12 protein-coding genes and 1 tRNA gene are annotated in these 13,610 nt (G+C 44.4%); 5 read left to right on the top strand and 8 right to left on the bottom strand.

The genetic code is table 11. From position 1 onward, the window contains the following. Positions 1-95 precede the first annotated feature (95 nt). A complete protein-coding gene (locus B9J84_RS05760; protein ID WP_094123733.1) occupies positions 96-2,747 on the top strand; it encodes a beta-N-acetylhexosaminidase in 2,652 nt (883 codons plus the stop codon). A gap of 66 nt (positions 2,748-2,813) precedes the next feature. Here the strand turns inward: B9J84_RS05760 and B9J84_RS05765 are convergent, their stop codons facing one another. Continuing rightward, positions 2,814-3,263 (bottom strand): DUF411 domain-containing protein, encoded by a 450-nt coding sequence (locus B9J84_RS05765; protein ID WP_017049700.1) that lies wholly within the window; start codon positions 3,261-3,263, stop codon positions 2,814-2,816. A gap of 13 nt (positions 3,264-3,276) precedes the next feature. Beyond that, positions 3,277-5,802, bottom strand: coding sequence for a heavy metal translocating P-type ATPase (locus B9J84_RS05770; RefSeq protein ID WP_179217525.1), 2,526 nt, complete (start codon positions 5,800-5,802; stop codon positions 3,277-3,279). Positions 5,803-6,040: 238 nt separating this feature from the next. Between B9J84_RS05770 and gltX the strand changes: the two genes are divergently transcribed. Together gltX and B9J84_RS05780 are read left to right on the top strand one after the other, a co-directional pair. Beyond that, entirely contained in the window at positions 6,041-7,468 is a 1,428-nt protein-coding gene (gene gltX / locus B9J84_RS05775) for a glutamate--tRNA ligase (protein ID WP_013856240.1), read from the top strand. 260 nt (positions 7,469-7,728) lie between these two features. Further along, positions 7,729-8,715: an OmpA family protein gene (locus B9J84_RS05780; RefSeq protein ID WP_026029039.1), complete on the top strand. Its 987-nt coding sequence runs from the start codon at positions 7,729-7,731 to the stop codon at positions 8,713-8,715. Between the two features lie 104 nt (positions 8,716-8,819). Here B9J84_RS05780 and B9J84_RS05785 read toward each other — a convergent pair whose 3' ends face one another. From B9J84_RS05785 to B9J84_RS05795, 3 genes are all read right to left on the bottom strand, one after another. Next, on the bottom strand, positions 8,820-9,326 hold the full coding sequence (locus B9J84_RS05785; RefSeq protein WP_029189872.1) for a Fe3+-citrate ABC transporter substrate-binding protein: 507 nt from the start codon (positions 9,324-9,326) through the stop codon (positions 8,820-8,822). A gap of 165 nt (positions 9,327-9,491) precedes the next feature. After that, positions 9,492-9,568 (bottom strand) — tRNA-Arg (locus B9J84_RS05790). Positions 9,569-9,622: 54 nt separating this feature from the next. Then, complete coding sequence (locus B9J84_RS05795; RefSeq protein WP_094123735.1) at positions 9,623-10,756, bottom strand: flagellar assembly protein FlgT; 1,134 nt, start codon at positions 10,754-10,756, stop codon at positions 9,623-9,625. A gap of 161 nt (positions 10,757-10,917) precedes the next feature. Here B9J84_RS05795 and B9J84_RS05800 point away from each other — a divergent pair, with 161 nt between their 5' ends. Together B9J84_RS05800 and flgP are read left to right on the top strand one after the other, a co-directional pair. Beyond that, complete coding sequence (locus B9J84_RS05800) at positions 10,918-11,553, top strand: FlgO family outer membrane protein (RefSeq protein ID WP_013856244.1); 636 nt, start codon at positions 10,918-10,920, stop codon at positions 11,551-11,553. Positions 11,554-11,562: 9 nt separating this feature from the next. Then, positions 11,563-11,994: a flagellar assembly lipoprotein FlgP gene (gene flgP / locus B9J84_RS05805; protein WP_017043110.1), complete on the top strand. Its 432-nt coding sequence runs from the start codon at positions 11,563-11,565 to the stop codon at positions 11,992-11,994. 97 nt (positions 11,995-12,091) lie between these two features. On the opposite strand, the gene B9J84_RS05810 is transcribed toward flgP, so the two are convergent. From B9J84_RS05810 to flgA, 3 genes are all read right to left on the bottom strand, one after another. After that, on the bottom strand, positions 12,092-12,517 hold the full coding sequence (locus B9J84_RS05810; RefSeq protein WP_094123736.1) for a flagella synthesis protein FlgN: 426 nt from the start codon (positions 12,515-12,517) through the stop codon (positions 12,092-12,094). A 31-nt stretch (positions 12,518-12,548) separates the two neighbouring features. Beyond that, positions 12,549-12,869 carry a flagellar biosynthesis anti-sigma factor FlgM gene (gene flgM / locus B9J84_RS05815; protein WP_094123737.1) on the bottom strand — a complete coding sequence of 107 codons (321 nt, stop codon included), beginning with the start codon at positions 12,867-12,869 and terminating at the stop codon, positions 12,549-12,551. A gap of 128 nt (positions 12,870-12,997) precedes the next feature. Next, positions 12,998-13,610 (bottom strand): flagellar basal body P-ring formation chaperone FlgA (flgA, locus tag B9J84_RS05820; RefSeq protein WP_179217526.1); only part of this gene is annotated, 613 nt, incomplete at its 5' end.

Genomic DNA, 13,610 nt, shown 5'->3' on the forward strand with positions numbered 1-13,610 from the left:
GTGAATGCCTTAGGTCACAAGCCTTTATGCTTGTTGCTGTTTTGAGTCCTTTTAACAGGATATTGGGTTTTTATTTTAAAGGTAGGGTGAGTCAAATGTTGAAACCTAGTTTGATTGCTGTTTCGGTTATCGCCACATTATCAGGTTGCTCTTTGTTGCAATCACCAGAGCAGAAAGTAGTCGATGCGCTGGCGGAAAATTTGGATATTCATTACACCGTATTAACGAATCACGGGGCAGATGAAGGATTGGCATGTCAGGCTCTCGAAGCAGAATGGGCATCGTGTAATAAAGTGAACATGACCTTGGTTAACCAAGGTGAAGCCGTGAATTCAAAGCAGTGGGCTATCTATTTCCACAGTATTCGACTGATTCTGGATGTTGAAAATGATCAATTCAAAATTACCCGTTTAACGGGTGATTTACATAAGCTTGAACCTACTGATAAATTTGATTGTTTTGCTGCGGGCGAAGAGGTTGTTTTGCCTCTGGTCGCTGAATATTGGCAGTTGTTTGAAACGGACTTTATGCCGCGTGCATTCGTTGCGGCACCTAATACAGAGCCTAAACTTATTGTATCTCTCAATACAGAGGACACGTCGTCATTTGTGCGTGGGCTTGAGGGCGACAATATCAAACGCACCACCAGCGATAATAATGTGTTTGCCACGGCCATCAGCCGATTTGAGAGAAATAGCGATGTATCACTGCAAGATGTATCAACGGCTCTGTTACCAACGCCTCTAAAAACAACGCTTGGTCAAGGTGTTGTTGATATTACTCGCGGCCTTAAGCTTGATGTGAAGGACTTTGCGACGGATCAGTTTTCAGCATTGCAGGCGCGTGCTAAAACGATTGGGCTGAAGCTTGATGGAGAGTTGGCGGTTGGTGTTGCGATTACACCGAGCGAATTTTCTGACCAGATGGCGACATCGGGTGCTTATGAGTTGGAGATTGCACCGAATGCTATCTCTATTCGTGCATTTGATGAGGCGGGAGCTTTCTACGCCGTTCAATCTATTTTGGGTTTAGTGGATAGCCAGAATGTCACAGCGCTGCCAGTGATCCACATCGAAGATGCTCCACGTTTTGATTACCGTGGTGTGATGGTGGATGTCGCACGTAACTTCCATTCTAAGCAAGCGATTTTGGCCACGTTAGATCAAATGGCGGCTTATAAGATGAATAAATTACATCTTCATTTGACCGATGATGAAGGTTGGCGTTTAGAAATTCCGGGCTTACCTGAATTGACCGACATTGGTGGGCAGCGCTGCTTTGATTTAGATGAGAAAAACTGCTTGCTGCCACAGCTTGGCTCCGGTCCAAATTCTGATAACTTTGGCTCGGGTTATTTTAGTCGAGCCGATTACATTGAAATCCTCAAGCACGCTAAAGCGCGCAATATTGAAGTGATCCCTGAAATTGATATGCCAGCCCATGCTCGCTCTGCGGTTGTTTCAATGGAGGCTCGTTTTGATCGTTTGAGCCAAGAGGGGAAAACCGAACAGGCTAGCCAGTATCGCTTGATGGATCCTCAAGACAGCTCCAATGTTACGACGGTTCAGTTTTATGATAAGCAGAGTTTTATTAACCCTTGTTTAGACTCGTCTAAACGTTTTGTGGACAAGGTGATCACTGAAGTGGCCTTGATGCACATTGAGGCGGGCATGCCTTTATCGACTTGGCATTTTGGTGGCGATGAGGCGAAAAACATCAAATTGGGCGCGGGTTTCCAAGATATTAATGCGACGGAAAAAGTCAGTTGGAAAGGTAACTTAGATCTTTCACAACAAGATAAACCATTTGCGAAATCGCCACAGTGCCAAGCATTAGTCAGCCAAGGAGTAGTAAGTGACTTTGCTCATTTACCGAGTTATTTTGCTGAGCAAGTATCGGAAATTGTCGCCGATAAAGGGATTGAGAATTTCCAAGCATGGCAAGATGGCTTGAAATACAGCGAGGGAGAATCCGCTTTTGCCACGCGCAATACACGTGTGAACTTTTGGGATGTCCTCTATTGGGGCGGTACAAGCTCTGTTTATGAATGGGCAAAACAAGGTTACGACGTAATTGTTTCTAACCCTGATTATGTCTACATGGATATGCCTTATGAGGCGGATCCTAAAGAGCGCGGTTATTACTGGGCCACCCGTGCGACCGATACGCGCAAAATGTTTGGTTTTGCACCGGAAAATATGCCGCAAAACGCTGAAACTTCATTAGATCGTGATGGTAATGGTTTTGTCGGTAAAGGAGAGGTGACGTCGAAACCATTCTACGGCTTGTCAGCTCAATTGTGGTCAGAAACGGTTCGTAATGATGAGCAGTATGAATATATGGTTTTCCCTCGAGTGTTGGCTGCCGCTGAACGTGCTTGGCATAAAGCGGAGTGGGAAAACGACTATAAAGTAGGGGTTGAATATTCTCAGCAAACCAACTTAGTCAATAAGTCTGCACTGAATCAAGATTGGACTCGTTTTGCTAATATTGTTGGGCAACGTGAGCTGGCGAAACTGGAAAAAGCTGGCATTGATTATCGCCTGCCAATTCCCGGAGCTAAGATTGAAGCGGGTACATTGTCGATGAATTCGTCATTCCCAGGCGTTGAGCTACAATACTCATTAGATGGTCAACAATGGCTTACTTACTCGAGCATCGAACAACCGAAGGTGTCCGGTGAGGTCTGGATCCGTTCTATCTCTGCTTCAGGCGAGCGAGTCAGCCGAGTAACTAGTGTTAAATAACTCGTAGCCATATCAATGCACCCAAATGAAAGCCTCCGCATCTGTCGGAGGCTTTATTACATAAAATCAATTACCTTCGTGGTGAGCAAACTCAAACACCTGACCTTGCTCGTTAAAAGCAAAAACCGAATAGGCTTCTTTCTTATCACCAGATTCCATACCTGGAGAACCGATTGGCATGCCGGGCGCGGCTAACCCTTTGGCATTTTTCGGTGGATTAGCGAGAAAGGCTTGAATGTCTGTGGCTGGAATGTGACCTTCGAAAACATAGCCGTCGATAACGGCTGTATGGCAAGAGGCGAGCTTGGGTGTAATGCCCAATTGTTGTTTTATCGCCGTCATATCTTCTTGCAATTGCTCGTTAACCTTAAATCCTGCTTGTTGCATGTGAGTGGACCACTCAGTACAGCAGCCACAATAAGGGGATTTGTAATTGGTCACCTCGGTCACCGTGGCGAATGCGGAGTAGCTCATAAGAGACAAGGTGCTAAGCATAGCGGCTGTGATCATTTTCATTTTTATCTAACCTCTAAGAGTGAAAAGGGGATTTAAATAGACGTAAGCGGTTAGCGTTGCTCACGACTGTGATTGAGGACAAAGCCATTGCCGCTCCTGCAACTACAGGGCTGAGTAAAAAGCCAAAAGCGGGATAAAGCACGCCAGCGGCAATGGGAATGCCGAAGGTGTTATAAATAAACGCGCCCAATAGGTTCTGCTTCATGTTTTTTACCGTTGCTTTAGAAAGAGCGATAGCATTGACTACGGCAAGCGGTGAGGAGTTGAGCAATGTCATTTGCGCACTCTCTATTGCGACATCACTGCCACTGCCCATTGCGATACCAATATCGGCTTGCGCAAGGGCTGGCGCATCATTAATACCATCACCGACCATGGCGACGATTTGGCCTTTCTCTTGTAACTGCACGATTTTTTGTGCTTTTTGATCCGGAAGTACTTGAGCCATCACTTGCTGTATGCCTAGTTGTTTTGCTATTGCAGTGGCCACGCTTTGGTTATCTCCAGTTAGCATCACGGTACGAATGTTCATTTTGTTCAGTGTGCTGATAGCTTGTGCAGCATTAGGTTTGATTGGATCAGCAATAGCGATGAGACCTTTGAGTTCACCGTTAATGGCAACCGCGACTGGCGTCCAAGCTTGTTCTGCGTAGTGTTCAATGGCCGTTTGTGCTTGAGTAAGAGGAACGCCCAGTGATTCAAGGTGCGATAAAGAGGCAACGACGACGGAATCACCGCCAATATTTGCCATTAGCCCTTTGCCTCTTAGGTTGGTAAATTGCTCGACTGCGGCGCTGGTTGATACCAACGGTTGCGCATAATGGCAGATAGCCTTGCCAAGAGGGTGTTCAGAGCGCAGTTCTAAAGCGTAAACAAGGGTTAACAATTTGCTATCTTCAATTCCCCACGTGACTAAGTTCTGAACGGTTGGCTTGCCTTGAGTGAGCGTACCTGTCTTATCAAATACTACAGTGGTGATTTTGCTTGCCGATTGCAATACATTGGCATCTCTGATCAAAATACCCATTTCAGCGGCTTTACCAACTCCTACCGTAACCGAGAGTGGAGTAGCTAAACCCAAGGCACAAGGGCAAGCAATGATCAATACTGTTGTTGCAACCACTAGCATATAACTGGCCTTAGGTTCAGGGCCTACAAAGTACCAAATCAGAGCAGAAAACAGGGCAATCATAACCACTGTCGGTACAAAAATAGCGGATATCTGATCTGCCAGTTTGGCGATGGCTGGTTTACTGCTTTGCGCCTGACGAACCATTTGGATGATGCGCGAGAGCATGGTTTGCGCCCCTACGCCGGTGGCTTCGATGACTAAGCTGCCATCATGATTGATGGTGCCTGCCGCAAGGGCATCGCCTGCCACTTTTAGGACGGGGATCGGCTCACCAGTGAGCATGGACTCATCAACATAAGATTCACCGCTGAGGACTTTGCCGTCTATCGGCACTTTTTCTCCCGGTTTTATGCGCAGTTGCATACCAAGTTGTACTAATTCAACCGCAATCTGTTGATCGCCTTGCGCCGTGATGCGTGTTGCTTGTTGTGGTTGCAAGTTAATTAAGGCTTGTAAGGATTGGGTTGTTTTCGCTTTGGCTTTCGCCTCAATGTAGTGGCCTAGTGAAATCAAACCGATAATCATCGCGCTGGCTTCAAAGTAAACATGACGCGAGGCGACGGGAAACCAAGTTGGGTAAATCACTACCAACATTGAATAGGCCCAAGCCGCTCCGGTTCCTAGGGCGACTAAGCTATCCATGGTGGCGCGCTTATGGGTTAACGCAAGCCAAGCATGGCTAAAAAAGTGGCGGCCAGCGGTGGCTAATAGAGCCAAACACACAACGCCGATAACGCCCCAGTATATTTGCTGTTGAGTGGTCACAATCATCATGTTGCCACCGAAAAGGCCCCAAAGCATTAACGGAATACCCATTATTAAACCTAGTAATGCATTGGTTTTATGTTGCTTTTGTAAATCAAGTGATTGCTGTTTTTGTTTTTCTTGCTGTTGGGCTGGATCATCGACTCGCTCTGCACGGTAGCCTGCATGAGTAATGGCATTGAGCAATTGCCGTTCAAGGTCAGCGATATCTGCTTGCGAGAGCACTAAGGCGCTTTGTTCAGCTAAATTGATTTGCGCTTTTTGTACACCGTTAACGCTTAGAAGTGCTTTTTCCACCGAAGAGACACAGCTTGCGCAAGTCATTCCTTGGATCAGTAAGTGGGTACTAACCAAACCCGTTGTTGAGACTTCTGTCTCTTGTGCGAGTGGCTGTATATCGCTAACCAAGGTTGTGGGTTGCAATGAGGATAGAGGAGCGTTGTTCGTACTGAGCAAGGCTTGATAGCCTAAGGATTCGATAGCGGCGATGAGTTCATTTAAAGAGGCCGAAGTGCTCAGTTCGATGAATGTGGGTGACAGCTGGTGGATTTGTACCTCAAATTCTTGCTTGAGATGCTGCTCAAGTTTCTTCGCGCAACCCATGCATTTCAGCCCTGATAAAGGCAATTGAAAGCGTTTCATTGATAAATTCCCCGTAAACCAACTCAATAGCTAGAAGCATAAACCTTACCTTTAGGGCAAGGTCAAGTTCCACTAAAGGAAAGTTAAGCGAATTTTAAGCGTTATTCTTGAGCGCAGAAAAACGAAAGGCAATCGAGGATTGTAGATTTAGCCGTCAGTGGTAAAATGTCGCCACTTTTTATCCTGGTACTTGCAGTGGACATGTTCTCCGCTGTCTTTTTATCCCTAAGGAAATCAAATGACGGTTAAAACTCGTTTTGCTCCTAGCCCGACAGGCTATCTTCACGTTGGTGGTGCGCGTACTGCACTTTACTCTTGGCTTTATGCAAAAAGCCAAGGTGGTGAGTTTGTTTTGCGTATTGAAGACACCGACCTAGAGCGCTCGACGCAAGAAGCCGTAGACGCGATTCTTGAAGGTATGACTTGGCTAGGTTTGAATTGGGATGAAGGCCCATATTTCCAAACTAAACATTTTGATCGTTATAACGAAGTTGTCGATAAGCTGCTTGCTGAAGATAAAGCCTACAAATGTTACGCCTCTAAAGAGCTGTTAGATGAAGTTCGTGCCGAGCAAGAAGCGAACAAAGAGATGCCGCGCTACGATGCTGATCACCCAAAAATCAAAGCGGTTAACGACGCAGCAAAAGAAGGGGATCCGTGTGTTATCCGTTTCCGTAATCCTAAAGAAGGCAGCGTAATTTTTGACGACCAGATCCGCGGTCGTATCGAAATCTCCAACAGCCAGATGGATGATCTGATCATTCGCCGTACTGATGGCTCACCCACCTATAACTTCTGTGTGGTGGTGGATGACTGGGATATGGGGATTACTCATGTCGTTCGTGGCGAAGATCACATCAACAACACACCTCGTCAAATCAACATTTACGAAGCGTTAGGTGCTCCTGTACCTGTGTTTGCGCACTGCGCAATGATCTTAGGTGACGACGGCGCGAAGCTATCTAAACGTCATGGCGCTGTTTCTGTGATGCAGTATCGCGATGAAGGTTATCTGCCTGAAGCACTGAATAACTATTTAGTTCGTCTAGGTTGGTCTCATGGCGACCAAGAAATTTTCTCGCGTGAAGAGATGATTCAGTTCTTCAGTTTAAATGCTATTAGCAAATCGGCATCTGCATTTAATACTGATAAGTTGTTGTGGCTGAACAATCACTACATCAAAACATCAGAGCCTGAATATGTTGCAAAACACCTTGAATGGCACTTTGAGCAACAAGGCATCAATAAAGACAACGGCCCAGCATTAGCTGAGATCGTTAAACTGGTTGGTGAACGCTGCAATACCTTGGTTGAACTTGCTGCTCAATCTCGTTACTTCTTTGAAGATTTTGCTGAGTTTGATGCTGATGCGGCGAAAAAACACTTACGCGGTGTGGCGAAAGAGCCGCTAGCACTTGCTTTAAGCAAATTAGAAGCATTGAGTGACTGGACAACGGAAAACCTGCACGCTGTCATCGCTCAAGTGTGTGAAGAGCTTGAAATCGGTATGGGTAAAATAGGCATGCCGCTGCGCGTTGCTGTCACTGGCGGTGGTCAATCGCCATCGGTTGATGCTGTTATGCAACTGATCGGCAAAGAGCGTGTTATTGCTCGTATCAATATGGCATTAGCCTTTATTGCTGAGCGTGAAGCGAACGCTCAATAAGTCAATCATACGAACAACGCTTTGAACCGCAGCTTATGCTGCGGTTTTTCTTTATATCGGCTTTGTTAAATCCTTTGGTGTAGAGCACTGACAATATTTCACAAAACGATGACAGAGAATAAACTAATGCGCTATTTAAGCTTTCTTAACATACAGTATAGTGGTTCCGAGTTATGTAGGTATGTGTGTAGGCGAAAAGTAAACCGTTTTTTGGGTACCGCAACCGCATTATGATAACGATAAATAGGAAAGGAAAAAGTATGAAAAAGTTAGCAGCAGCAGTTTCAATGGCGCTTGTTTTTGCATCTTCTGCCGCAATGGCTGAAGTATACGTAGGTGCTAAAGTTGGTAAATCTTGGCTTGATGACGCTTGTCGTGCTGGAGATGTGTGTGAAGATGAATCTTCTACCGTCGGTGCTTACCTTGGTTACCAAGCGTTTAATTGGCTTTCATTAGAGGCAGGTTACGATTACTTGGGCAAATTTAGTGGTGCGGGGCTGAATGATGAAAAAGTAACGGCCATTACACTCGCACCGAAAGTCAGCCTTCCTTTGACTGATGCCATTGCCTTATATGCTAAAGTCGGCGGTGCTTATGTTGACTATGGCAATAAAGATGATTACTCATATTTAGGTGCCGCTGGTATTGAGTTCAACACCGATAATAACGTCACTTTACGTTTGGAATATCAAAGCCTCACCGATATTAATAACGATCTTGTCCGAGCGGCAGGTAACTCGGCTACCTTAGGTGTTTCGTATAAATTTGGTGGAAGTAAAGCAGAACCTGCGCCAGTCATCGTGCAAGAGGTGTTTGTTGAAGAAGTTGCACAGCCAGTGGTTGAGCCAGTCGTTATTCCCCAAGAACCTGAAACGGTTGTTAAGCATGTGCCATTTCAACGTTTGGACAGCAGTAGCTTTGCCCATAACAGTACTAAGCTAACAGCAGAGAGTACTAACCAGCTTGATAAACTAGTGAAATATTTGCAAGCTTACCCACAAGCCGATGCTGAAATTATTGGTCATACTGACTCAACTGGCGCTGCGGCTTACAACCAGAAACTATCAGAAAAACGCGCACAAGTTGTTGCTGATGTTGTGATTGCTAAAGGTGTGGATGCGAACCGTCTTACCGTAAAAGGTGAAGGGGAAAATAGCCCAATCGCATCGAACGATACAGTCGAAGGTCGAAAGCAAAATCGTCGTGTTGATATCGTTATTCCAAGCTTTGATTATGAAGTGAAATAATAACGCTTAAGTATGAGAAAATAGAGAAAGCCCGTGAAAAACGCGGGCTTTCTTCTTGTAAAACAATGTATTTGAGCCTCTAACCGCTCCGGTATCACGCCACGTTATTTCAAATCAATACTATTCAATCGGCCCATGTAGACAAGAATATCCAAGTCTTCTTTATAAGCCTCTAATAGCGCCTTTTTCGTCTTGGTATAAGCGGCAAGCTTGCCATGCTTGTTGATCGAACAAACGACGCTTTGAAATATACAGTTACCTTTTTCATCATAGTGTCTCCAAGCCGCGATATAACAAGGATCCCGAGCTTCCGGGTTATCGAGCGTTGGTCTGGGTTTGTATATGATTTTAGGTTCTAAACTGTGTGGTAGACGAGTCATCAAATAGGGATCTTTGAGCAGACGACGCCAATGTTTGCCCCACATCTCTGAACCTAATTCATTACGCAGCTTTATCGCCTTTTTAAGCCCCTTTTTCTCACCAATACGTATGTAGCCGACAGAACGGTGCAATACCGTATCGTCCGGCGTATGGATATGAATTTTATAGGCGGTCTTTGCTTTAGAGATAAAGCGGTGACCAGTATTCGTGATTAGATTACTCTTTTTCATGATCTTATCTATCGATAAATCTGTTAATACTAATTCTAGATTATTTGACATAGAACTTACAGTAATCACTGTATATGAATAGTAGTGGCTCAAATCAATATTAGGTCAATTTTTCGTCAGAAAAAAAAGCCTCAATACCGGTTGGGTGTTGAGGCTTTATCAAAATGGCGCTCCCGACAGGAGTCGAACCTGTGGCCTGCCCCTTAGGAGGGGGCCGCTCTATCCTACTGAGCTACGGGAGCAAGGTGAGCTAGTTTACTCAATAATTTTGTGAAGTTAACTAGTTAAAACGAAAATTAAAGCTGTTTGTGCATAACATCGCCAATTTGTATGCTAGAGGCGAGATTTTCTTGATCAACACTCAGCTCTGCTTCGTTTTCATAGACGCGAGTAACCGTAAGGGTAATATCACTTTGAGTCACTTTATTTCGTGGTAGCCCTTTCTGATCAATGAATGAACCTGTATGCCACAACTGCAATTTGTCACCGGTTTTAACGCCATGCACACGTCCTAGATCCATCGTGATGGTGTTACCATATTTAGCAACCACTTCGGGGAGTGTTATTTTACATGAAAGTTCGGATTCAAGATCAAGCATAATATTTCGGCTGACACGCAGCATCATGCTGCCAAAGGTTGAAGCCCAGAAACGAGCACTACTAGTATCTATCTGACTGGTTTTGGCGAAAGGCCATTTAGCGACTTCTCTATAATGCCTAGTCATGACTTCTTGGCCTGTTTTGCCATCAAACACTTGAATTTGCATAGCAAATTGACGGTTAATCACATCATCGGCGAGTAATTTTTGCTCTATCGTGGCAGTTAAATCGGTGATGGTTCCCCCCAAAATGTACTGTGCCCCCGTGTCCTCTGCAATCATGGTTAAGCGTTCTGGGTGCTGTTTTTCAATTGCATAATCTGTGGTGCCAACCGACACAAAACTGCGAGATTCTTGATCGAGTTGACGGTTGAGTACCTGTGCAAAATCATCTCCCACACTGTAAATTTGCCCCATAACCGCCTGTTGTGGCGATGCAAGATCAATGTTGCCCACTAAAAACGTTTTCTTATATTGGCTAACGTGGCAACCTGTTGCCGAAGGATAAATATCAATTCGAGCTTTAACATACATCACTCCCCGACGTGTTTTATTCTCTTCAACTAACACATAGCGTACTTCATGGTTAGTAAACTGGTACTCTTTACGGTCTGATTCCAGCAGTGGTCGTAAGTTACTGATACTACCGATGTCTGCCCCGGCAAAGTTTACCGCCTTATAGATGGCATCTTCCAATGCATTGAGGCGAGCGACTTCCTCTGAGGAAACAATGGCTGACGATCCGGTCACTTCATACCAAGCAGCATTAACGGCTTGAGAAAAGGTAATTGTGTAACATATTGAAAATAAAACAGAAATAATTTTTTTCATTGTTATTTACCAGTTGGGTATAAATTTTGCTTTTAAAATCTTAGCTGATGTAGGCAGTGCGTTTTGAAAGTGTAACAAGTTTTGAAAAGCAAAGAGTGTTCCAAGTTTTTTAATCTGAAGTTTGGAATCAAGATTGCCTCAGTATATCTGGAGATAAGAGAATGAAAAAATGGCTTTCGATAGTGCCAGCAGTTTTGTTAACTGCTTGTGCCTACGCCCCGATTTATAACGGTAAAGAGCCATACAATGGTTCACAGTTTATGCTAATGGAGAGCCCACGTCACACGTTGGACTTCTTTGTTGAAAGCATGACAGAAGATTTGATGGTGTCCAATACTAGTGTTTCTGCTCGCACTCCTATTGCTGTAACATCGTTTGTGGACCTGCAAAGTATGGATGCGACTAACTGGTTGGGTAACTCGGTTTCTGAAGGATTTATCCATCAGTTTCAGCGTAGAGGATTTAAAGTGGTTGATTTCAAAACCACAGGCTCGATTCAGGTAACGCAGCAAGGTGATTTTGCTTTCAGTCGTGACTGGAAAGACCTCGCTCAAGAGCAAGAAATCCAATACATACTGACAGGGACAATGCTTCGTCAAGAAGGCGGTGTATTAGTCAATGCTCGTGTTGTGGGAATGCAGTCTCGTGTTGTGGTTGCTACCGCACAAGGCTTTTTACCTGCTGATCGTATTGGTCGTGATCTTGATACGCTCAACAGTATCCGTACACAAGATGGTGTGTTAATTCGCTCTGACCCTACGATTAAGCAGCCGTATACTGTTATCTTGCGTCCATAGGAGAAACCAATGAAAAAATGGCTATTACTTCTAGTGACTATCATGATGGTGGGTTGCCAGCCATTGCAAACCATGCGCGCTGATGAATGGTTGACGGCAGTAGGTTATGCCAATATCAGTGAGCAAACTGGGCGTAGTGTGGATGAAAAGCAAGTCCGTGCAATGCGTGCCTCTAAAATCGATGCTTATCGCGAACTGGCAGAGCAAGTCTATGGAATGCGAGTGAGTGGTCGTGCTGAACTACAAGATCAGCGATTGGGCACAGAGCTGACGTCGGGAGCGGTTGATGGTGTTATCCGCGGAGCAGAAGTGGTCCGCAGTTATAAGGTGGGTGACAGTTATGTTACTGAGTTACGTCTCGATATCCGTAAGATGGATAAACTGCGTGACTACGGAGAAGTTCAGCAAGTACCAGAAAAACGTCAACAAACACTCTTCTAAATCTTCCTTCTCTCCAGATCGAAAAAGCGGCAAAGTTTGCCGCTTTTCTGTTTAATTCGTTTCAGCTTAAAAGTTTAGTAGCTCAGCTGCATGTTGATTACGCTTTAATATTGGTCCCTAAAGTGGACACAGTGTGGGTTTGCCCACCAGCGTTATACGTCATGCCAATTTTTCCGTGGCTTTGCTGCATCAAATTATTGAGTTTATTAAAACTGAGTTGTGCACGTTGTAGCGCTTCACCATTAACAAGGTTTGCTTGCTGGCAATCGTGAACAATGGAACGAATCTGATCAACGATTTGCGACAGGAGTACATCTTCAGCCAGGCTCACGACATGAGGATGTTTCGCAATTCGGAGGTCAGTTTGTTGAAGTTGTCCAATTAAGGTCATCTTTTGTTTGGCAATAGCTTCGATTTCACTTGATGAACGGCTCGTAATTGCTAACTTTTCTTGTTCAAGTAGCGAAGAGAGTTCTAGTGCATTTTTCAATTGGAAATCGACTAAGTCTTTTAATACAGCCATTGTATGTTGCCTTAATTAGTCAAAAATAGGGCTAGTTAAAACCACCCAACTCTTTTTCAAATTTAATCATATTATCAGCCAACTTTTCTGGGTCGACTCTATATGAGCCATTGGCTATCGCATCTTTAATTGCAGCGACTTTGGCACTATCAAAACTTGGCTGAGATACCATTTGGTTGTGCATTTCACCAATGGCCTTACCTTGGGTACTAAGTGATACCGCATCTTTATTTTGAGGTGAACGAGTGACCGAGCCGGATGTCGATGGAGATGCATTCGATTCAGTACGAGCATTACTACGATTTGTCGTCGTTAATGTTTGCCCCGAACGTATGTTATCAATACCTGCCATATGTGAGCCTTATTAATAATAATGGAAACCTGTACAGTCAATATCGACGGTGCTTGTGATTACTTTAGCTTTTTTTTCTGTTTCACTTTCTTAACAACGTAAACACATTTAGAAGTGTAATGAAAGCGTTAAAATTGAACCGTGACTTCGCCAATACCGGTTACTTGTGCATCTATTATACGGTTTGATTTATCATTTTTCACTTTTATCTGCTCACCAAAAATACCATCACTTAAAGCGGTTCCTTTGGTTGTGATGATCATTCCCTGCTTGACTGCTTGAATCATAACGTTTTCATTACGACATACGACGCATATATCATCTTGCTCAACGACATCGCCAATACGCATGTTTTTTTTCACTTTAGCTCCGACGATACGATTTATATCGGAAAAACCTTGTCGTCTGAAGCGGTGTAAGTCTACCATTGTAATCAAGACATCTTGCTGCGTAATTTGCTGCCCACGAGAAATGGGTACGGCAACGGTGACAAGTGGCAGTGAAATGGTCAGTCTTACAGGAACATAAATTTTCCAGTTATCTTCAATGCATTCAACCAGAACTGTGATATTACTTGCAGAACCATTACTGGATGAGGAAGAGGTCGATAACGGTGTGGGGCAGTCGGTGGCATAAATTCGGTCATCAATATTTGCCGCTTTTACGTTTAACTCCCCGCTGGGAGGCCACTCAATTGTTTCTAAAACATGTTGTTCCGCAGCTTGTTGAATGGCTTCAACT

Source organism: Vibrio sp. V03_P4A6T147, assembly GCF_002241085.1.
Taxonomy (GTDB): Bacteria; Pseudomonadota; Gammaproteobacteria; order Enterobacterales; family Vibrionaceae; genus Vibrio; species Vibrio anguillarum.

Coding starts and splice junctions, on each gene's coding strand:
- B9J84_RS05795 (WP_094123735.1), bottom strand. CDS start 10,756: ATGAAAAAAATTATTTCTGTTTTATTTTCAATATGTTACACAATTACC.
- B9J84_RS05785 (WP_029189872.1), bottom strand. CDS start 9,326: ATGAAAAAGAGTAATCTAATCACGAATACTGGTCACCGCTTTATCTCT.
- B9J84_RS05800 (WP_013856244.1), top strand. CDS start 10,918: ATGAAAAAATGGCTTTCGATAGTGCCAGCAGTTTTGTTAACTGCTTGT.
- B9J84_RS05770 (WP_179217525.1), bottom strand. CDS start 5,802: ATGAAACGCTTTCAATTGCCTTTATCAGGGCTGAAATGCATGGGTTGC.
- B9J84_RS05760 (WP_094123733.1), top strand. CDS start 96: ATGTTGAAACCTAGTTTGATTGCTGTTTCGGTTATCGCCACATTATCA.
- flgP (WP_017043110.1), top strand. CDS start 11,563: ATGAAAAAATGGCTATTACTTCTAGTGACTATCATGATGGTGGGTTGC.
- flgM (WP_094123737.1), bottom strand. CDS start 12,869: ATGGCAGGTATTGATAACATACGTTCGGGGCAAACATTAACGACGACA.
- B9J84_RS05780 (WP_026029039.1), top strand. CDS start 7,729: ATGAAAAAGTTAGCAGCAGCAGTTTCAATGGCGCTTGTTTTTGCATCT.
- B9J84_RS05810 (WP_094123736.1), bottom strand. CDS start 12,517: ATGGCTGTATTAAAAGACTTAGTCGATTTCCAATTGAAAAATGCACTA.
- gltX (WP_013856240.1), top strand. CDS start 6,041: ATGACGGTTAAAACTCGTTTTGCTCCTAGCCCGACAGGCTATCTTCAC.
- B9J84_RS05765 (WP_017049700.1), bottom strand. CDS start 3,263: ATGAAAATGATCACAGCCGCTATGCTTAGCACCTTGTCTCTTATGAGC.